This window comes from Bacillus sp. OK048, from assembly GCF_900103525.1.
GTDB lineage: Bacteria > Bacillota > Bacilli > Bacillales > Cytobacillaceae > Neobacillus.
Genome location: NZ_FNHN01000002.1, coordinates 355,093 through 373,723, shown reverse-complemented (window position 1 = coordinate 373,723; position 18,631 = coordinate 355,093). Strand labels below are relative to the sequence as shown.

The following is an 18,631-nucleotide window of genomic DNA, read 5'->3' as shown; positions in this document are numbered from 1 at the left end:
TTTATGATTTCTATTGATATAAATTTATCTAATTGATAAACTTAAGATGCCATTTATATCAAAATATTTACAAAAAAAAACAAATAATAGAAATATTAATAGATATATTTTACTAAAATTATAGTCGAAGGATGATAAGACATGAACGAAAAAGGGATGACTCTAATTGAGATATTAGCTTCGATGGTTATTTTATCAATAATTATTATTTCGTTCTTATCTTTGTTCATCCAATCGTCCAAATCAAACCAAGTAGCTCAAAAAATTATAGATACAACCTACATCGCAGAAACAGCAATGGAAGAAATGTATGGAATAATAAGGTCAAATAACACACTAGCAACCTTACCAATTCCAACTGGTTACTCTAGAAGTGTAAATGATCAAACTAGAGTTGTTTATGTGAAATATGTGTCTACTCATTATGTTGAAGTAGAATTAACCTCCGCAGTCAATGATCCTTTAGTAAGAGTTAAGGTTAAGGTGTATAACGATAATAAAAAAACAAAGCTAGAAGCTCAAATGGAGATGTTATTAAATTGGAAAAGTAGTGGGTGATTGGATGAATAATAATGAAAAAGGTTTTACGTTAGTTGAACTATTATCTGCCCTAGCTATTCTGTCAATGATTTTACTTATTGCAGGTTCTATACACATGTTTGGTCAAAAACAAATGTATCTCCAATCAGAAGTAATCCAAGACCAATCTAATGAAAGGTTAGCTTTAAATATTATTACAAAAGAAATTCGCAAAGCTAAAACTGCAGTGGTTATTGATGTTATTGATGACGTTACTAAAACGAAAACTAAAGGACTAGAAATCAATGGCACGGATGCATACACACTAAAAGATAATAATCTGATAAAAATTAACAAAGCAGGTAATCACATCATTATCTCTGATATAAAAAAATTTGATTTCTCACAAAATGGAACGAAGATTAAAATATCTGTAGAAAATATTCCTGAAACAACTATTAACTTAAGAGAGTAGGTGAATAAATGAAACTTTTGGGACTAGAAATTAACAAATTAAAAAATGAGAGCGGCATGGCTTTAATTACAGTTTTATTAGTTTTAGTTGTGATGTCTGTAATGGGACTATCACTTATGGGGATGGCAGCAAGCAATGTGAAAATGAGTTCGGGTGAACGGAGTACCCAATCATCATATTATATTGCAGAATCCGGTGTAACATATATCATGAATGATATTACTAAAAATATTGAGGGATTCTATAAAGATTCTTCCGATCAAACTAGTTTTTTTAGTAAATTTGAAAGTAACTATAAGGTTAACACTAATAATCTTCCAAATTATGATCAGTTTGAGGCAACATTTGGTCAACAAAAACCTGTTTCAAATATAAGAATCGATAGGTTAGATAACAATCCTAACTCCGCTATCACTAGAGAGTACAAAATTACATCTATCGGCGCAATTGATAAACGCTCAAGGACAGTTGAGAAACAGTTTCAACTTACTTGGAAACCTAAAGATTCTCTTTCTATCCCAGATACTGCAGTATTTACCAAAAATACTATTAAATTAGTTGGGGGAGGCGGAATCGTAGGTGGGTTAGGAACTAATTTAAATACTGCTGGATCAATCGAATTAGATGGAGGCCCCACAATTTCGGGAAATATATATGTCGGACCTACTGCAGTAAAGAAAAATGTTCTTAAAAAACCAGATTCGATGATAGTTAATAACCCTATAATTAATATGCAGTCGATAAAAACATTTAATATGCCTGTTTTCCCTACATTTCCATCTTATCCGATTCCTGCGGATAAAAGCCATAATGAATATAAAGTAATAAATAAAGGTGTACTACGAGTTGACAGTTGGCAAGTTGAAGATTATGTATTAGATATGGATAGCAATATGTCCTTTTCTGAAATAAGACTCAATTCAAATTATAGACTGTTTATAAACGTAAAAGATAGTGATAAAAGTATTGTTGTAGATCACTTAAATGTTACGAATGGGAAAATCTATATTATTGGTAAGGGGAAATTAACGATTTATGTTAGAAATAACATTACAATGGGTTCTGGCAGTTTAATCAATAGTTCTGATCAAATTGTGAATCCCCCTAAAAAGGCTTCTGCTGATGAAAAGCGTAGATTGATAGAAGAACAGGTAAAAAAACTTGAAGTTTTTTATAAAGGAACGAAACCATTTATCCTTGCGGGTGATCAGAAAATATATGGTTCTTTATTTGCAGAGTCCGCAGAACTAATTTTTTCTGGTGGTGGCGGCTTTCAAGGCCATATTGTATCTGGGGGAAATAAAGTAACGATAAAAGGTGGAGCAGAGGCGATTACACAATTATTTTATGCTCCAAATGCAGATTTTATTGCATCTGAAGGTGGAACGATTACTGGTACAATTATCGCTAATTCTTTTTCTGGATCTGGGGGAAGTAAGGTTACCTTTCCAGATACTGGTCTAAACCAGGATACTGTACCATCATTTATTGAAATAGGATCAGGTGGTTCAGTGAACCCTAAAGATATAATTATATCTGCACCGACTAGAGAAAAATAATTTTCAAATTCAATTAAGGTGCCCCACAACTTTTGGGGCACCTTTTATCTTGACCTAATAGAACACTAGGAAGGATGGGGATTAAGTGTTGGTCAAGTAATAAAAGGGTAAAAAGAACGCAAATTTGTACGATTAATAGATGAAATCCAGAAAAAACTGGTTCCAAATTGATAAAAATTCCCGAGCTTTTGAATGAGTTTTGTTGTTTGATATGTATTTAATAAATATTTTTCACCCACTTTTAAACTAGTAAAAAGTATAATACAATATTTAGTAGACGAATTTTGTCTAATTTTAGTATTTGCAATAAAAAATTATAACTTTTTGGAAGAAAATGTAGTTTTATAGAATAAATTCACTAATATAAGGATGTGAATGAATGCTAACAATTATTTGGGTTTTAGGTTCTATGCTTTTGATGTTATTAATTCATTTTTTATTACCACTTGGATATACCACTAAAGGAAAGTTTATCGTTGTCGTAACAAGTGGCTTGTTAGCATTGGGGGGACTTGCAGCAACTTCGACCATTCCTGTAGGGCAAACATTATTAATCCTACTCGCTCTTTCCTTTTTTGCAGCTTATATAATGGATAGTCGAATGGCGAAAAGCTTGTATTTGACTAAAGAGAAGTTATTAGAAAAAGTTGATTTTGAAGATAGTGACTCTTCATTTATTCTATCAAAACAAACTGAGAAAACGTTAGATATAGAATTAATGGATTCTGAACTGGAAATTTCCGCTCCTTTTTCAATATTAAAAACAGCTGAAAATACTATTTCTGTCGAATCTCTAGATGAAGATATTTCCTTCTTACAGGATCGAGAACTTGATAGCAAAAGTAAGGAAGTCATAGAAGATACTGAACTTGAGGTTGGTTATTTATCAGATATTGAAAGTCTACTAGAGGATAGTATCCAACAGAAGGTAGAATTACAAGAAGAAAAGGTAGATTCACAGGATGAAGTAGGCTGGCTAGATGAACTGGCAGAATTAACTTTAGTTAAGGATGAAGAAAGAAGCCCTATCATAGAATCTGAATTGGACGACTTTGAATTAGACGAATTATTTGCAGATATAGACGTTGCGGCAACAACTGATAATGACGAAAGCAAAACAAAGAAAGTGCTTGAATTACAAAAGTAACTTTTAAAGAAGTGGGGCATAAAGTTTGAGCAAACAACAACCATTCATTAAATTATTTGTTGTCCTTTTTTTAACTACGGCAGTTATCTTTAGTTCTTCCCATTTTGGTGCTAAGGCATTCGAAAATTTCACCAATACTTCTGACGGAAAATACTCGGATGGTACAACCGTTGGTTCAATCGATGTTTCTGGAAAAACTGAAAGCGAGACAATCTCTTTGTTAGATGAAAAGTATGTGGAATGGGTGAAAAACACAAAGTTTGAACTGCAGTATAGTGAAAAAATTGTACCATTCGATGTAAACCTTTTTAGTTTTGATGCAACCCAATCGGTTTACGCTATCAAGGACGGACAAAACAATACAGTCTCGATGTCCATTGATATCATGCCTGTTCAGGATCAAGTTCGCCTTCAATTTCCACAACTAGATTTGGATACACTTGAACTGACAAAACTAAAAGCAGATTTAGTAAGTACGGCAGCAAAGTTCGAACCAGGTTCCTATTTATTTAATTTGAATATTGATTATCTAATTGCTGACGCTAGTAATAAAGATAATGCAATTAGTAAAGCGATTGTTCAGTTAACAGAAATCCCCAATGATTTAGAAGCAATTTTAATAGCAAACCCTGAATTGCAGATTGCTGAAGGTGCGACTTTTTCATTGCTTGACTTTGCTAAGCAGCAGAAAATCGAAAGTTCATCTTCATTAAGTCTGATAGCAACCGGTATCTATCAGTCAATCTTACCAACAAATTTTAAGATTATGGAAAGAAATATCAGTCACGCACTTACAAATTATACTGCTGTAGGATTTGAAGCCAAGGTTAATACTTCTGACGGTGCTGATTTAATCATTGTTAACCCAAATACCACTCCATACACGATACAACTAAAGTTAGAGAATAAAGATTTAATCGTTACGCTTACGGGCCAACAGTTCCTTTACGATTATAAAATTATCAAAAAAGATGAACAACAATTAAAACCTAAAACAATTGTTCAATATAGTCCATTACTCCTTCCAGGCCAAACGAAGGTGCAAAATAATGGTTTAGATGGGCAAATTGTGAAAATCATCCGGGAAACTTATTCAGGTGAGCTATTGATTAACAGTGAATTATTATCAGAGGATTATTACGCACCTGATTTTACGGTTGAAATTCATGGTCTAAAAGGAACACAACAGGCATCAACAGAAACACCTAGCACGGCAACAACTAATCCTACTGGAGATCCATCAACTACATCTCCGGAAATAAACGAACAGAATTCGGATGATGACCTTTGGGGGAAACCAAATGAACAACCAAAATAATCTAAGTAGTGATATAAAATGAAACAATCGCGAAGACGACTAGGAGATTTGTTAATTGAGGAAGGGTTAATTACCCCAGAACAGCTTCAATCTACATTGGATGAAAAGGCCCCTAACCAAAAAATAGGGGATGCCCTGCTGCAAAGAGGCTTAATTACTGATCAGCAGTTGGCGGAAGTTTTGGAGTATCAATTAGGGATACCACATATTAACTTGATGCATTATCCATTTGATACGAATCTTTTTTCGCTTATATCAAAAGAAGCAGCTAGACGTAATTTGATTGTTCCTTTGAAAAAGGAAGGTAATAAACTTTTTGTGGCCATGGTGGATCCAATGGATTTCATCGTAATTGATGACCTCCGTCTTTCAACTGGCTTTCATATTGAAACGGCAATTGCAACGAAAGAGGGTATCTTAAGGGCGATTAATAAATATTACAATGTTGACGAAGGTCTTGAGGAACTATTTGATGAGATTTCCCCTAGTGAACGGGGGAGTGACGATGATATAAATGACCTTGATTCACCGATTGTGCGTCTAGTTAATCAGATCATAACCAATGCGGTTATTCAGAAGGCTAGTGATATTCATATTGATCCTCAGGAAACGAAGGTGGTTGTTCGTTACCGTGTTGATGGTGTACTTCGAATTGAACGTGTATTGCCTCGACATATGCGCAGCGTGCTAACTGCAAGGGTTAAAATCATTTCCAATCTTGACATTACTGAGCACCGTATTCCACAGGATGGACGGATTAAGATGAATTTGGATTTCCATCCTGTCGATCTTCGCGTTTCTACCCTGCCGACAGTTTACGGTGAGAAAATTGTAATGCGGATATTGGACATGGGAGCGGCTCTAAATGATTTAAACAAAATTGGCTTTAATGCTCTTAATCTTAAACGTTTTTCAGAGATGATTGAACAGCCAACAGGGATTGTCTTAATTACAGGACCAACTGGTTCTGGTAAGTCTTCAACCCTTTACGCCGCACTAAATCGATTAAACAGCGAACAAGTGAACATTATTACGATTGAGGATCCAGTTGAATATCAGCTTGAAGGAATTAATCAAATTCAGGTAAACACGAATGTGGGAATGACCTTTGCGGCCGGTTTACGGTCGATTCTTAGGCAGGATCCAAACATTATTATGGTCGGTGAAATTCGTGATAAAGAGACTGCAGAGACCGCCGTTCGAGCTTCTTTGACTGGACATTTAGTGCTTAGTACACTACATACCAATGACTCCTTAGGTACGATTACAAGGTTAATTGATATGGGTGTTGAACCGTTTTTAATTGCGTCATCATTAACAGGAATTGTTGCACAACGGTTAATTCGTAAGGTGTGCCGTGACTGTGCTGAGGTTCAAGAAGCTACCAAACGTGAAGTTGATATATTTGCTCGCCGGGGAATGAAAATCGAAAAAATCACACGCGGTAAAGGCTGTCAATCTTGTAATATGACTGGTTATAAAGGACGTGTTGCCCTTCATGAAGTGCTTGTTTTGAATGATGATATGCGCAGGATTATTATGAATGAAGATTCAACTCATAAATTAAAAGAGCATGCGATAAAAAATAAAACCATCTTCTTGATTGATGATGGATTATTAAAGGTAAAACAAGGGGTAACTACCACAGAAGAAGTATTGCGTGTAGCTATTTTGGAGTAGGAGAGCAAACATGATGAGAGAAAAAATAGAGAATATACTGCGTGCGGCGTTAGAATTTAAGGCATCTGACATCCATCTTACCGTCGGTGTCCCGCCCGTTTTTCGGATAAATGGGGATATGAAACGGTATGGTAAGGACATCTTGCTACCACCAGACACAGAGGAAATTGCAAAAATAACTATCCCGGAAAACATGTATGATTTATTTAAGGAAAAAGGAGAGCTTGATTACTCTTATGGTCTTCCAGGATTGTCGCGTTTTCGTGTAAATGCCTATCATCAACGGAAAAGTGTGTCATTGGCTCTGAGGGTAGTTGCATCAAAAACGCCTACCATTGAGGATTTAGATTTACCACCAATAATCCCACAGCTCGTTGAGAAACCTCAAGGATTAATCCTTGTAACAGGCCCGACAGGTAGTGGTAAATCAACGACACTTGCTTCGATGATTGACTATGTGAACCGAACTATGCGAAAGCATATTGTTACGTTAGAAGATCCGATAGAATATCTACACAAGCATGGAAACTCAATTATTGACCAACGTGAGGTTGGCTTTGACACAAAATCATATGCAAATGGTTTAAAAGGTGCACTTCGCCAAGATCCAGATATTATTCTGGTAGGGGAGATGCGTGATCTAGAAACCATCGGTATTGCGATTACAGCTGCAGAGACAGGTCACCTTGTATTGGGAACACTTCATACATCCAGTGCACCATCAACGATCAACCGTATTATCGACGTATTTCCACCTGCGCAGCAGCCACAAATACGTGTTCAATTGGCATCTGTATTAGTGGGGGTTATTTCCCAGCGCTTATTCCCTACTGTTGATAAAAAAGGGCGTAAAGCAGCTACTGAAGTTCTTGTAAATAACCCGGCTATCGCAAATTTAATCCGGAATGAAAAAATCCATCAAATCCAGAGTACAATGCAAACGTCACGTGCTCAAGGAATGCATACGCTTGAAATGAGTATAAGAGACTTAATTGACCGTAACTTAATTCAAAAAGAAGCAGCAACCAAATATCTACAAGAAAAGATGATGATGGATGGCTAGATTTAAATATTCAGGACGCGACAAACGTGGGAAAAAAGAGGGACAAATAACCGCTGCTTCCAGAAGGGAGGCAATGGCTAAACTAAAGGAAGACGGAATACGTGTAATTGAAATGACTGAGGTTCCTGAAACCCTGCTTACAATGGAACTGACAATAGGTAACCCAGTAAAGTTGCAGCATTTTGTCATTTATTTAAGGCAGTTTGCTACTTTAATGAAAGCTGGTGTAACAGTCGTTGAGGCCACTGAAATTCTTGCCGTCCAAACAGAAAGTAAAGCGCTGAAAAAGGCATTAATAGCAGTGGAGCAGGACCTACGAGAAGGAAATCCATATTCAGACTCAGTTGCAAAACATAAAAAGATCTTTAACTCGATGTTTATTAATATGGTAAAAGCGGGCGAAGTTGCGGGAAATATGGATGAAACACTTGAAAAACTAGCAGACGATTTTGAGAAGCAGCATGATACGGTGTCAAAAGTGAAATCTGCTTTGACGTATCCTGCAGTTATTGGGGTACTTGCAATTGGGGCAGTAATCTTCTTGTTGGTTGGGGTTGTTCCAACATTTGTTACAATGTTTGAGGATATGGGGGCTGAGCTTCCAGGGATTACGAAATTTGTCTTAAGTGCTAGTGGATTTATGCAATCATTTTGGTGGCTTATATTGCTGATTGTTTTAGGATTTGTAATCGGTATTATGTATATGAAGAAAAATAAAAAAACTAAATATTATTTAGATTATTTTCTTTTACGAATGCCGATTTTTGGTAATATGCTGCAAAAAGCAGCACTAGCACGAATGATGCGAACGCTTAGTTCTTTATTCTCTAGTTCCGTGCCTATTTTACAAGCAATGTCGATTGTGGAAAAGGTTGTCGAAAATGAAGTGATTGCCAGAGTCATTCGAGAATCTCGAGGTTCTCTTGAGAAAGGTCGCTCGATGACAGAACCAATGATGACTCACTGGGCATTTCCACCACTAGTGACACAAATGATATCGATTGGGGAAAGTACAGGGGCATTAGATTCAATGCTGTCAAAAATTGCGGAGTTCTATGAGAAAGAAGTTGAGCAAGGAACTGATCGGCTAAAATCCTTAATTGAACCACTTATGATTGTTTTCCTTGCAGGCGTGGTAGGAGTGATCGTGCTTTCTATCATGATGCCGATGTTCTCCATGTTTGACCAAATGAGTTAATGTAACAAAATACTAGTAAATGTTACAAATATGTTAATATCAAGACAAAATAAGATAAAATTCTCTTTTCATTAGCTTACAATTATTGTATACTCATAGAGAAATAATACTAGGTTCATAGAACCAAAAGGAGATGTAAAATGTTAAAAAAACTAGGTTCAAAACTTAAAGAACAAAAAGGTTTTACATTAATTGAATTACTTGCAGTAATCGTTATTTTAGGGATTATCGCAGCAATTGCAGTGCCAGCTATTTCAGGTGTTATTAATAAATCAGAAATAAAGGCTCAGGCTCAAGAAGGTGTACAAATTGTTAATGCTGCAAAAATGTATATTGCAAACGAAAATGTTCCATTTACAACTGCTGACCCTTCTGAAATATTAACAAGAGATCAACTAATGAAATATCTTGATCGTGTTGATGCTCCTTCTACTGACTTATTCACAGTTACAGTGGAAAAGGATGCTACTGGAGTATTCACTTATACATTAAAACTTCATCCAATTAATACAACTCTCGCTGAAACTGATTTAACTGAGCAAGATCTTATTGAAAAAGCAAAATAATGCTTTATTGTCTACTTTCTTTATATGGAATACTGCTAGGATCATTTTTTAATGTAGTTGGTTTAAGAGTACCATTGAAGAAATCAATTATCGTCCCACGCTCATCATGTCAGACTTGTGGGCATCAATTAAAACCATATGAATTAATACCAGTAATTTCATATCTATTTCAAAAAGGGAAATGCCGCGGCTGTCAGTCGCGGATTTCTCCTATCTATCCGTTTTTTGAGTTATTGACTGGCGTTTTGTTTGCAACTGCACCACTTGTAATTGGATGGTCCGGAGAGTTAGTGGTAGCACTTACGCTAATTTCAATGTTTATCATAATTGTTGTATCTGATATTCACTATATGATCATCCCTGATAAGATCTTAATCTGGTTTGCAGGGATTTTTTTATTGGAACGAATTATTTGGCCACTCTCACCTTGGTGGGATAGCTTGTTTGGAGCTATAACTGGTTTCGTGCTTCTACTCATAGTTGCTCTTGTTAGCAAAGGCGGTATGGGTATGGGGGATGTAAAATTATATGCAGTACTCGGTTTTGTCCTAGGTTTTAAACTAGTACTTCTATCTTTCTTTTTTTCTACATTATTTGGAGCCGTCATTGGCGGTTTGGCACTGCTTTTTAAAATTGTTAAAAGAAAGCAACCGATTCCGTTCGGTCCATTTATTGCAGCCGGGACACTGACGGCTTATTATTGGGGTTCGGAACTCATCGATTTATATATACAATTTCTTAATACAGCTTTTTAAGTAAGGGGTAATAAATATGGCATTTTCCCTCTTTTCATCCAAAAATCGAATCGTAAACCTGGTAGTAAATGACCATTCTGTTCGTTTTGTTGAATTAAAACAAGCGAACCCCCCTGCTGCACAAAAATGGTGCGAACGCTTCCTTCCCCCGGGTGTGATTACCGAGGGCAAGATTACAGATATTGATTCATTAGCAAATATACTGGAAGAGTGTATTGATGAGTTGAAAATAAAAGGGCGTCAGGTCCGTTTCCTTGTGCCTGATCCACTTGTGATCATCCGTAAAGTTTCCATACCAGCGGATATTCAGGATGATGAAATCAAAGGATACCTATATTTAGAACTTGGTTCAAGTATACATCTTCCTTTTGAGGAGCCTGTCTTTGATTATTTTCCACTCACTAATAACGGGAAGACAAATGATTTGCTTTTATTTGCTGCCCCAGAACAATATGTAATGGAATATGCAGAGTTATTCTCTAGTCTGAAGCTAAATCCCATTGCAGCTGATATTTCACCACTTGCCTTGTATCGTTTATTTTATCAACTCGGTCATGCGAGGGAGAATGATGTGTTGTTTACGGTGCAATTCGACTTAACAAGTGTCAACTTATGTATTTTTGAAGATACCGTTCCGCTTGTTATGAGACAGTTCCCACTTCCTTTTGATATTGAGAAATGGGATATTAAACAGGAGAGCACCGGCACTATGTTATTTAAATTCATTGGTGATACGGAAGAATTAGCTCTCCAGTTTGAAGATATTTTGAATGAAATTAGCAAGTTAGTCGATTTTTATCGCTATACACTATCCAACGAGAAAAAGGATATCACAAGGTTTCTTTTACATGGTGATCATCCAATGTTATCAGCGATTTTTGATGAAATGAAAGAAAGATTTGAGATTCTAGTCGAGCAGATTGAGCTAGAAGGAATTGAAAAGGGTAAAACAGGAAGCGTACCGGTTAATCTATTATTATCTTTAGGTCTCGCTTTAAAAGAGGTGAAATGATGTTAGTAGAAATTAACCTGCTTCCCCAAAAAGAACCGAGGAAAACAAGTTTTCTAATTTTAGTTGCTGCTCTGACAGTCATTTTTCTATCCCTAGGTACGTATTATTTCTTACAAATCCAATCGACCAAAAGTGATATTGCTAATATCGATAGTCAAATTAAGATGACGAAGGATTTGGCTGTTATAGAAGAAAAGAATGCACAAACAAGTCACTCGGCAATGTCCGTTACACTTTTAAAAAGCGCTGTTGAGTGGGCGAATAGCTATCCCATTCAAACCATTCCTGTTATGCAGCATTTGACAGGGTTATTGCCAGAACGTGGTTTTATCCAAACCTTTGCATATACAGAGGTGGGAACTGTCACTATTTCCGTTCAATTTGATAGCGTAAGAGAAGCTGCTTATTTCTTAGAAAATTTAAATGAATCTGAATGGATTGGTGACGCTAATCTAAGTTCTCTGACTGCAAAGGAGCAAGACGAAACCAAAGAAGCAGCACCATCAACAGCCTCTCAGAGTACTGATGGTCAACAAACTAGTACGAGCCTAAATAACCAATCGATCGTTGTCACAACAGACCCGAATAACCCAAATAGTATCATTATCACGCCAGTTGATCCGAATACGACCGCTGTCCAAGAAACATCAACTGCTGCTCAACAGCAACAAGTGGATGTATTACCAAGGTATATTGGACAATTTGAAATTAAGTTCAATAAGGAAACGATTAAGAAGCTACTCAGTAAAGGGAGCGAAGATGACGAAGGAGTGACACAATCATGAAACTAAGTTTTTCAAAAAAGCATAAACTTACTTTATTGGTTGGTATTCTACTCATTGTTTTACTGGTTGTCTTTGCGCAATTCCTTAAGCTTTCACCATTGAAATCTGACTTAGAAATGAAAGAACAAACACTTGCTTCTGAGAAAAAACTACTAGAGGTCATGGGTGAAAAAAAACTGGATGAAACAAAAAAGGTAACTGAAGATACTAGAGAACTACAGAAAAAGGTTCCCGTAAGCCCTTTACAGGAACAGTTTATTTTAGACCTTGAAAAGGCGGAGAACGTCTCAAATAGTAAGATTAGCAGCATGAGTTTTTCAAAAGATGCTGATGTACTGATGGAACCAGCAACTCCTCCTGCTACTGAGAGTACTGAAGATCCTGAGGTTAAAACCATCCAGGAAACACAAGCTGAGCAAGCAGTTCCAGCACCTACAACAGGTTTAAAGAAATTAACTGTGACTCTAAGTGTTGAATCACCTACGTATGAAGACATTGAAAAATTTATCGAAACACTTGAATCGTTAAAGCGAATTGTTGTGGTTGAATCGATTAATTACACTGGTGGAGAAGAGGTTACAACTCTTGATCCTGAAAAAGTTGACGAACCTTTATCGTATACTCTTACGGTAACTGCTTATTACCTGCCAGGCTTAGATGATTTAATTGCTGAGCTTCCAAAAATCGATGCTCCGGCACCAGCCAATAAGAAAAATCCGCTAAATGCATTTTCAGATATTAGTGAGAATTAGCCTTCTAAATACACAGTACAAAGGGTTATTACTATGAAAAAATTATTTCATTACAATGAAAAAGGATATTCTCTTATTGAAGTGTTGGCAGTCATTGTGATTTTAGGTATTATTGCTTCCATCGGTCTTGTTTCAATATCGAATGTAATCGCTGTTTCAAAAGACAAGACCTTTGTGAATAATGCATTAGCAGTTGTACATGCGGCTGATTTGTACCTTAATGATGAAAAAAAAGAGGATAAAAATAGTGTAATTAAAATCACCTATGAAGATTTATATAATTTAAATTATATAAATAAATTCCACGATCCTTATACAGGTAATGCATTAACACCGTCAGAAGACACTTATGTTGAAGTAACTGATGGAAAAATCTTAACGGTTTGTCTAAATGGAGAAAACCGTAGCCTCTGCACTGATATTGATAAAATTTCAGTAGACCTTATTAAAGTGAAAATTAAAGTGGAAAACTAAAAAAATTGGCGAAAGCATTGTGTAACAAGACGACAAAAGTCTTGTTATTTTTTTTTGCCTCTGTGATAGGATGGAAGAAATTAGCTATCGGTAGCGGGAGGAGTATGTGTTTGTGGACAAGCCGAATCGTGGCAATACTATTAAGATAAAATTAAATGGAGAAACGCAAACTTTCTCAGAAGAGCCCATCAAAAAGGAAAAAGAATCTACTAAGAATTCTTTTGATAAAGTAATCATAATTGACGAGGATTTCAATGAGCAGGAACTATTTTTAGAAACTGCTGCTGCAAAAGAACCTATCGATGAAAGCTTTGACTGGATTATTCCTGAATCTGCAGAACAGGACATCCAAGAATACAAAATTGTAAGCAGCCATAATCAAAAAAAGGGTGGGAGTAAAAGACCGGTAACTTTCTCCACCTTTTCAAAGAAGCGAAATGGGAGTCTGGTAAAATCGATTTTAGTGACAATTCTCTTTGCAGTTCTGATTGGGACAAGCTTTGGAGTTCTTATGCTTAAGCTAGTCAATAATGACAACAGTAAACCAGCAGTCGTTGAGCCGGTGGTTGTTAATAAGGGGGCAGAGAAGGGATCGGATAAAGGCTCCGAAAACACTGGTGGAAAAAGCACATCTGTTGTTCTAGGTGCTCAGACTGTGTTTATTGTCCAAGGTGGAGCTTTTTCAAACAAAGAGAAAGCACTTGAAGGTGCTAATCAAGCAAAGGGAAAAGGTGCCCCAACACAAACTATTGCAATGAGCGAGAAAGAGTTTTTGTTTTTAGGTGTGGCAGACTCTTTTGAAACAGCAAAGCAAATGGAAGGTTATTATGAAGCAAATGGCTTTGATGATGTTCTGCCAAAACAAATCCCGATTGCTGAAAAGACGGTATCCGATATAAATGAAAGTGAAAAAGGATTTTTAGAAGATTCACCAGCGATGTTTCAACAGCTGGCAAAGGTGACTGCCAATGCCATTGTTTCGGGAAGCATCTCAGCTGAAGCTAGTAAAGAAGTCACGAGTCTGGTAGATAAATTGAAGTCATCTGGAGAACTGAAAAATGAAAAAGTTAAAACTCTAAACGCTGAATTATCGAGTGCCTTAGAGAAAGTGAAAGCATTTCAAGAAAAGAAGAATAAAACTAGTATAGTTGAAGCACAACAGCATTTACTAAACTTTCTTAGTACTTATTATTCATTATAGTCGACAAAAGCTGATATTTTCCGGGAAATTACTTCCGACTAAAGCCTGTCTGAAATCGACAGGCTATTTGCTCTGAAACAAAGTATTTATATAACTAAAGATGATACTTTGCATAATCTGACATTTTTCTTCAAACTTTAATGATATAAAAATTGTACGCTTCAACAAATTCTGATACGATTAACATGTATCTCCCTAATTGATGCAAAAGGTAAGGTGATTGAATGCAAAACCTCATTTTAGCCTCTTCTTCTCCACGGCGAAAAGAACTTCTAGAAAACCTCCGAATAACATTCACGATCTCAAGCAGTGAAGTAGATGAAAGCTTTGATCCAACGCTTTCTCCAGAGGACGTAGTCATGGATCTTGCCGAGCGAAAAGCACAGGTTATTTTTAAAGAAAATCCTCATTCATTTGTCATTGGTTCCGACACGATTGTCGTTGCCGATCGTCAAGTGTTAGGGAAGCCAGTAGATGAGGCAGATGCGATTAGAACGTTAAAAATGCTTTCAGGTAGAAGGCATGACGTTTACACTGGTGTATCCATCCTGTCTCCAAATGGAACAACGCGTTTTTATGAAAAAACAGAAGTTTGGTTTTGGGAGTTGACGGACGAGGAAATCAAGTCATATGTACAAAGTGGTGAACCGTTTGATAAAGCAGGGGCATATGGCATTCAGCAGCTTGGAAGCATGCTTGTCAAAAAAATTAATGGAGATTATTTTGCGGTTGTTGGCCTGCCGGTTGCGATGACTTATCGCGAATTAAAAAGGTTGGGCTACCAGTTGTCGTAACAGCTAGTTCTTTAACTCCCTAAATAAGGGAGGAAATAGAATGTCCACTAATTCATTAATGATCCGAGATTTTCCTCAAGACGAGAGACCACGAGAACGATTTATTCAGAATGGTCCTGAAAGTTTATCGAACCATGAGCTTATTGCAATTTTGCTTAGAACCGGTACAAAGGATGAAAGTGTACTTCAATTGTCCAACCGGCTGCTGACAAATTTCGAAGGCTTACGGCTTCTAAAGGCTGCAACGTTAGAAGAAATGACAGAAATTAAGGGAATCGGGCAAGCGAAGGCGATCCAAATTCTCGCTGCCGTTGAAATTGGCAGAAGGATAGCGAACTTAAATTATACTGACCGCTATGTGATTCGTTCTCCTGAAGATGGTGCAAATTATGTGATGAATGATATGCGCTTTCTTTCGCAGGAGCATTTTGTTTGCTTATACCTCAATACGAAAAACCAAGTGCTTCATAAACAAACGATTTTTATTGGAAGCTTAAACGCCTCGATCGTACACCCACGCGAGGTCTTTCGCGAAGCTTTGAAACGATCAGCTGCTTCGATTATTTGCCTCCATAACCATCCTTCCGGAGATCCAGCACCGAGCCGCGAAGATATCGAGGTGACGAAGCGACTGGTGGAATGTGGAAAAATGATTGGGATTGATGTCCTCGACCATTTGATCATCGGTGAGAATAAATTTGTCAGCCTCAAAGAAAAAGGGTATTTATAAACTATGATTTTATTTGACGTTAGGATATAATAATGGTTATGATTTTTTAGGACATCTTTCGTGTTAACGATTTAAATTACTAGAAAAATACATGAATTAGAAGGTATATTTACTTACCTTTGGTTATTTTCGTATCAGAAAGGGAGATACACTATGTTTGGAATTGGGACAAGAGACCTTGGAATTGATTTGGGAACGGCAAATACCCTTGTTTATGTAAAAGGTAAAGGGATTGTATTAAGAGAGCCATCCGTTGTGGCTATGCAGACAGACACGAAGGCAATTGTGGCGGTTGGTAATGATGCAAAAAACATGATTGGACGTACACCTGGTAATATTATCGCGATGCGACCTATGAAGGATGGCGTCATTGCTGACTTTGAAATAACAGCTGCGATGATGAAATATCATATCCGTCAAGCGATTAGAAGTAAGAGTGTTTTCTCTGGTAAGCCATATGTTATGGTCTGTGTGCCATCGGGGATAACAGCTGTTGAGGAAAGAGCGGTAATTGATGCGACGCGCCAAGCTGGTGCCAAGGATGCTTATACGATTGAGGAGCCATTTGCGGCGGCAATTGGAGCCAACCTGCCTGTTTGGGAGCCAACTGGTAGTATGGTCGTTGATATTGGCGGCGGTACAACAGAAGTAGCGATTATCTCGTTAGGTGGAATCGTTACGAGCATTTCGATTCGTGTGGGTGGGGATGAAATGGATGATGCAATTGTTGCTTTTATCCGGAAAAATTACAACCTCATGATTGGTGAACGTACAGCAGAAGCAATTAAAATGGAAGTTGGTTCAGCTGGTGACCATGAAGGCATTGAAAATATGGAAATTCGCGGCCGTGATTTATTGACAGGTCTACCTAAAACGATTGAAATCACCGCAAAAGAAATTGCGGTTGCTTTAAAAGATACGGTTTATGCCATTGTTGAGGCTGTAAAAAATACATTAGAAAAAACACCGCCAGAACTGGCTGCAGATATTATGGACCGGGGGATTGTTTTAACCGGCGGCGGTGCCCTGCTTAGCAATTTGGATAAGGTGATAAGTGAAGAAACCAATATGCCTGTTCTGATTGCAGAAAATCCGCTTGATTGTGTAGCAATAGGTACAGGAAAAGCGTTAGACCATATCCAATTATTTAAAAACAGAGCCAAGGATTCAAGATAAATTATTTTGTAAAAATAGAGGTGTATAATCATGCCACAGTTCTTTTTGAATAAACGATTGATCGTTTTGCTGGTAAGCATTATTGTTCTCGTGGCATTGATTGGGTTTTCGTTAAGGGAGAGAAGTAAACTATCCTGGCCCGAGCAGTTCCTAAAGGACACTGCCGGCTGGGTGCAATCTCTGGTTTCAAAGCCTGCTCATTTAGTTGCAGGTTTCTTTGAAAATCTTCAGGACTTACAAAATACATATGAAGAGAATAAAGAATTAAAATCACGGATGGAGAAACTTGTTACCCTTGAAGCACAGGTGCAGGAGCTGGAAAAGGACAATAAAGAGCTGCGTGATATTCTCGGTGAAGAAGAAACCTTGAGAGATTTTGAACCTTTACAAGCAACCGTAATAGGTAGAAACCCTGATCGTTGGCATGAAATGATTATTATCAATAAAGGAAAAACAGACGGTATTAAAAAAAATATGGCAGTTGTTACTGCACACGGCTTGATTGGGAAAGTAAAAACAGTCAACCAGTTTAGCTCCACAGTTCAATTGTTGAGCGCAATGGATCCGAAGAATCGGATTTCGGCCATCGTCCAAGGCGAAACAAATGTAAATGGACTTGTCGAAGGCTACGATAAAGAAAAAAAGGCATTATTAATAAAAGCGATTCCTTCAGGAGTAGAAATTAAAAAAGGACAAAATGTTATCACCTCTGGTCTAGGCGGTGTATTTCCACAGGGCTTGCAAATAGGTAAAGTCATTGATGTGATGCCAGACCAATACGGACTAAATCAAACTGCTTTAGTTGAACCAGGTGCTAACTTTTATGATTTGGAAAACATTATTGTGATTACAAGAAAAATGACTCAGCCTACTATTGAAGAAATGGGCGCAGGGGAGGAGGAGGATTTGTGAAGAAACTCCTGCTTCCTCTTTTGTTTCTATTCCTTTTCCTTTTAGAAAGCATGTTTGTCCAATATGCCCCTCCAAAGGTTTTTGGACATGATTACATTTTAGTCCCTCATTTTCTGTTCGCAGGAATATTATTTCTAACTATTTATGCTGGCAGAAAATATGGAATTATTTATGGAGCTATTTTTGGTCTGCTATTTGATATTGTTTGGATTGAGATTATCGGTATATACTTTTTTCTATTTCCGTTCGTTGCCTACCTTATTTCAAAAATTATGCATGTCTTGCAGACGAATATTATTGTCGCCTTTCTGATTTCTTTAGTGGGGATTGCCTTACTCGAATTAGGTGTCTATGAAATGGACTTTTTAATTCATATTACCACGCTCGAATTTATGAGTTTTTTAAAGATGCGTCTTTATCCTTCGCTCCTGCTAAATGCAGTTTTTCTAGTAATTGTGAGCTATCCATTTAAGCGTCAGTTTGAAAAATTTGCAGAAAGCATACGAGATGAATGA

General features: G+C 37.0%; 20 protein-coding genes. All 20 read left to right on the top strand.

Annotation, left to right across the window (positions count from 1 at the left end):
• Window positions 1–141 precede the first annotated feature (141 nt).
• The 20 genes from BLR86_RS05295 to mreD all read left to right on the top strand — a co-directional run bounded on the left by BLR86_RS05295 (window position 142) and on the right by mreD (window position 18,631).
• On the top strand, window positions 142–558 hold the full coding sequence (locus BLR86_RS05295) for a prepilin-type N-terminal cleavage/methylation domain-containing protein (protein WP_090759017.1): 417 nt from the start codon (window positions 142–144) through the stop codon (window positions 556–558).
• A gap of 4 nt (window positions 559–562) precedes the next feature.
• A complete protein-coding gene (locus BLR86_RS05290; protein WP_090759015.1) occupies window positions 563–994 on the top strand; it encodes a prepilin-type N-terminal cleavage/methylation domain-containing protein in 432 nt (143 codons plus the stop codon).
• An 8-nt stretch (window positions 995–1,002) separates the two neighbouring features.
• Complete coding sequence (locus BLR86_RS05285; protein WP_090759012.1) at window positions 1,003–2,553, top strand: pilus assembly PilX N-terminal domain-containing protein; 1,551 nt, start codon at window positions 1,003–1,005, stop codon at window positions 2,551–2,553.
• 379 nt (window positions 2,554–2,932) lie between these two features.
• Complete coding sequence (locus BLR86_RS05280) at window positions 2,933–3,700, top strand: hypothetical protein (protein WP_090759010.1); 768 nt, start codon at window positions 2,933–2,935, stop codon at window positions 3,698–3,700.
• Window positions 3,701–3,725: 25 nt separating this feature from the next.
• Window positions 3,726–5,018 (top strand): VanW family protein, encoded by a 1,293-nt coding sequence (locus BLR86_RS05275; protein WP_090759008.1) that lies wholly within the window; start codon window positions 3,726–3,728, stop codon window positions 5,016–5,018.
• An 18-nt stretch (window positions 5,019–5,036) separates the two neighbouring features.
• Window positions 5,037–6,698: a GspE/PulE family protein gene (locus tag BLR86_RS05270; protein ID WP_090759006.1), complete on the top strand. Its 1,662-nt coding sequence runs from the start codon at window positions 5,037–5,039 to the stop codon at window positions 6,696–6,698.
• 13 nt (window positions 6,699–6,711) lie between these two features.
• Window positions 6,712–7,761 carry a type IV pilus twitching motility protein PilT gene (locus BLR86_RS05265; protein WP_090759441.1) on the top strand — a complete coding sequence of 350 codons (1,050 nt, stop codon included), beginning with the start codon at window positions 6,712–6,714 and terminating at the stop codon, window positions 7,759–7,761.
• Entirely contained in the window at window positions 7,754–8,959 is a 1,206-nt protein-coding gene (locus BLR86_RS05260; RefSeq protein ID WP_090759003.1) for a type II secretion system F family protein, read from the top strand. The genes BLR86_RS05265 and BLR86_RS05260 overlap by 8 nt, the downstream gene beginning before the upstream one ends.
• 140 nt (window positions 8,960–9,099) lie before the next feature.
• On the top strand, window positions 9,100–9,525 hold the full coding sequence (locus BLR86_RS26750) for a type II secretion system protein (RefSeq protein WP_090759001.1): 426 nt from the start codon (window positions 9,100–9,102) through the stop codon (window positions 9,523–9,525).
• Window positions 9,525–10,280, top strand: a complete 756-nt coding sequence (locus BLR86_RS05250) for a prepilin peptidase (protein WP_090758999.1) — start codon at window positions 9,525–9,527, stop codon at window positions 10,278–10,280. The genes BLR86_RS26750 and BLR86_RS05250 overlap by 1 nt, the downstream gene beginning before the upstream one ends.
• 16 nt (window positions 10,281–10,296) lie before the next feature.
• Window positions 10,297–11,292: a type IV pilus biogenesis protein PilM gene (gene pilM / locus BLR86_RS05245; protein ID WP_090758997.1), complete on the top strand. Its 996-nt coding sequence runs from the start codon at window positions 10,297–10,299 to the stop codon at window positions 11,290–11,292.
• The gene (locus BLR86_RS05240) at window positions 11,289–12,077 is read left to right on the top strand and encodes a PilN domain-containing protein (protein ID WP_139185571.1); all 789 of its coding nucleotides are present in this window, start codon (window positions 11,289–11,291) and stop codon (window positions 12,075–12,077) included. The genes pilM and BLR86_RS05240 overlap by 4 nt, the downstream gene beginning before the upstream one ends.
• The gene (locus BLR86_RS05235) at window positions 12,074–12,829 is read left to right on the top strand and encodes a hypothetical protein (RefSeq protein WP_090758993.1); all 756 of its coding nucleotides are present in this window, start codon (window positions 12,074–12,076) and stop codon (window positions 12,827–12,829) included. The genes BLR86_RS05240 and BLR86_RS05235 overlap by 4 nt, the downstream gene beginning before the upstream one ends.
• Before the next feature lie 33 nt (window positions 12,830–12,862).
• A complete protein-coding gene (locus BLR86_RS05230; RefSeq protein WP_090758991.1) occupies window positions 12,863–13,303 on the top strand; it encodes a type II secretion system protein in 441 nt (146 codons plus the stop codon).
• A gap of 112 nt (window positions 13,304–13,415) precedes the next feature.
• On the top strand, window positions 13,416–14,504 hold the full coding sequence (locus BLR86_RS05225) for a hypothetical protein (protein ID WP_139185570.1): 1,089 nt from the start codon (window positions 13,416–13,418) through the stop codon (window positions 14,502–14,504).
• A gap of 224 nt (window positions 14,505–14,728) precedes the next feature.
• Window positions 14,729–15,298 carry a Maf family protein gene (locus tag BLR86_RS05220; protein ID WP_090758988.1) on the top strand — a complete coding sequence of 190 codons (570 nt, stop codon included), beginning with the start codon at window positions 14,729–14,731 and terminating at the stop codon, window positions 15,296–15,298.
• Window positions 15,299–15,338: 40 nt separating this feature from the next.
• Window positions 15,339–16,028, top strand: coding sequence for a RadC family protein (gene radC / locus BLR86_RS05215; protein ID WP_045523430.1), 690 nt, complete (start codon window positions 15,339–15,341; stop codon window positions 16,026–16,028).
• 153 nt (window positions 16,029–16,181) lie between these two features.
• Window positions 16,182–17,204 (top strand): rod shape-determining protein, encoded by a 1,023-nt coding sequence (locus BLR86_RS05210; protein ID WP_090758986.1) that lies wholly within the window; start codon window positions 16,182–16,184, stop codon window positions 17,202–17,204.
• Between the two features lie 30 nt (window positions 17,205–17,234).
• Complete coding sequence (gene mreC / locus BLR86_RS05205) at window positions 17,235–18,116, top strand: rod shape-determining protein MreC (RefSeq protein WP_090758984.1); 882 nt, start codon at window positions 17,235–17,237, stop codon at window positions 18,114–18,116.
• Window positions 18,113–18,631, top strand: a complete 519-nt coding sequence (mreD, locus tag BLR86_RS05200; RefSeq protein WP_090758982.1) for a rod shape-determining protein MreD — start codon at window positions 18,113–18,115, stop codon at window positions 18,629–18,631. The genes mreC and mreD overlap by 4 nt, the downstream gene beginning before the upstream one ends.

Bases quoted from the DNA above. Each gene is read 5' to 3' on its own strand.
- BLR86_RS05265 (WP_090759441.1), top strand. From the start codon at position 6,712: ATGAGAGAAAAAATAGAGAATATACTGCGTGCGGCGTTAGAATTTAAG.
- BLR86_RS05285 (WP_090759012.1), top strand. From the start codon at position 1,003: ATGAAACTTTTGGGACTAGAAATTAACAAATTAAAAAATGAGAGCGGC.
- radC (WP_045523430.1), top strand. From the start codon at position 15,339: ATGTCCACTAATTCATTAATGATCCGAGATTTTCCTCAAGACGAGAGA.
- BLR86_RS05220 (WP_090758988.1), top strand. From the start codon at position 14,729: ATGCAAAACCTCATTTTAGCCTCTTCTTCTCCACGGCGAAAAGAACTT.
- BLR86_RS05235 (WP_090758993.1), top strand. From the start codon at position 12,074: ATGAAACTAAGTTTTTCAAAAAAGCATAAACTTACTTTATTGGTTGGT.
- BLR86_RS26750 (WP_090759001.1), top strand. From the start codon at position 9,100: ATGTTAAAAAAACTAGGTTCAAAACTTAAAGAACAAAAAGGTTTTACA.
- BLR86_RS05250 (WP_090758999.1), top strand. From the start codon at position 9,525: ATGCTTTATTGTCTACTTTCTTTATATGGAATACTGCTAGGATCATTT.
- BLR86_RS05290 (WP_090759015.1), top strand. From the start codon at position 563: ATGAATAATAATGAAAAAGGTTTTACGTTAGTTGAACTATTATCTGCC.
- BLR86_RS05295 (WP_090759017.1), top strand. From the start codon at position 142: ATGAACGAAAAAGGGATGACTCTAATTGAGATATTAGCTTCGATGGTT.
- BLR86_RS05240 (WP_139185571.1), top strand. From the start codon at position 11,289: ATGATGTTAGTAGAAATTAACCTGCTTCCCCAAAAAGAACCGAGGAAA.
- BLR86_RS05230 (WP_090758991.1), top strand. From the start codon at position 12,863: ATGAAAAAATTATTTCATTACAATGAAAAAGGATATTCTCTTATTGAA.
- BLR86_RS05270 (WP_090759006.1), top strand. From the start codon at position 5,037: ATGAAACAATCGCGAAGACGACTAGGAGATTTGTTAATTGAGGAAGGG.
- BLR86_RS05280 (WP_090759010.1), top strand. From the start codon at position 2,933: ATGCTAACAATTATTTGGGTTTTAGGTTCTATGCTTTTGATGTTATTA.
- pilM (WP_090758997.1), top strand. From the start codon at position 10,297: ATGGCATTTTCCCTCTTTTCATCCAAAAATCGAATCGTAAACCTGGTA.
- BLR86_RS05260 (WP_090759003.1), top strand. From the start codon at position 7,754: ATGGCTAGATTTAAATATTCAGGACGCGACAAACGTGGGAAAAAAGAG.
- mreC (WP_090758984.1), top strand. From the start codon at position 17,235: ATGCCACAGTTCTTTTTGAATAAACGATTGATCGTTTTGCTGGTAAGC.
- BLR86_RS05210 (WP_090758986.1), top strand. From the start codon at position 16,182: ATGTTTGGAATTGGGACAAGAGACCTTGGAATTGATTTGGGAACGGCA.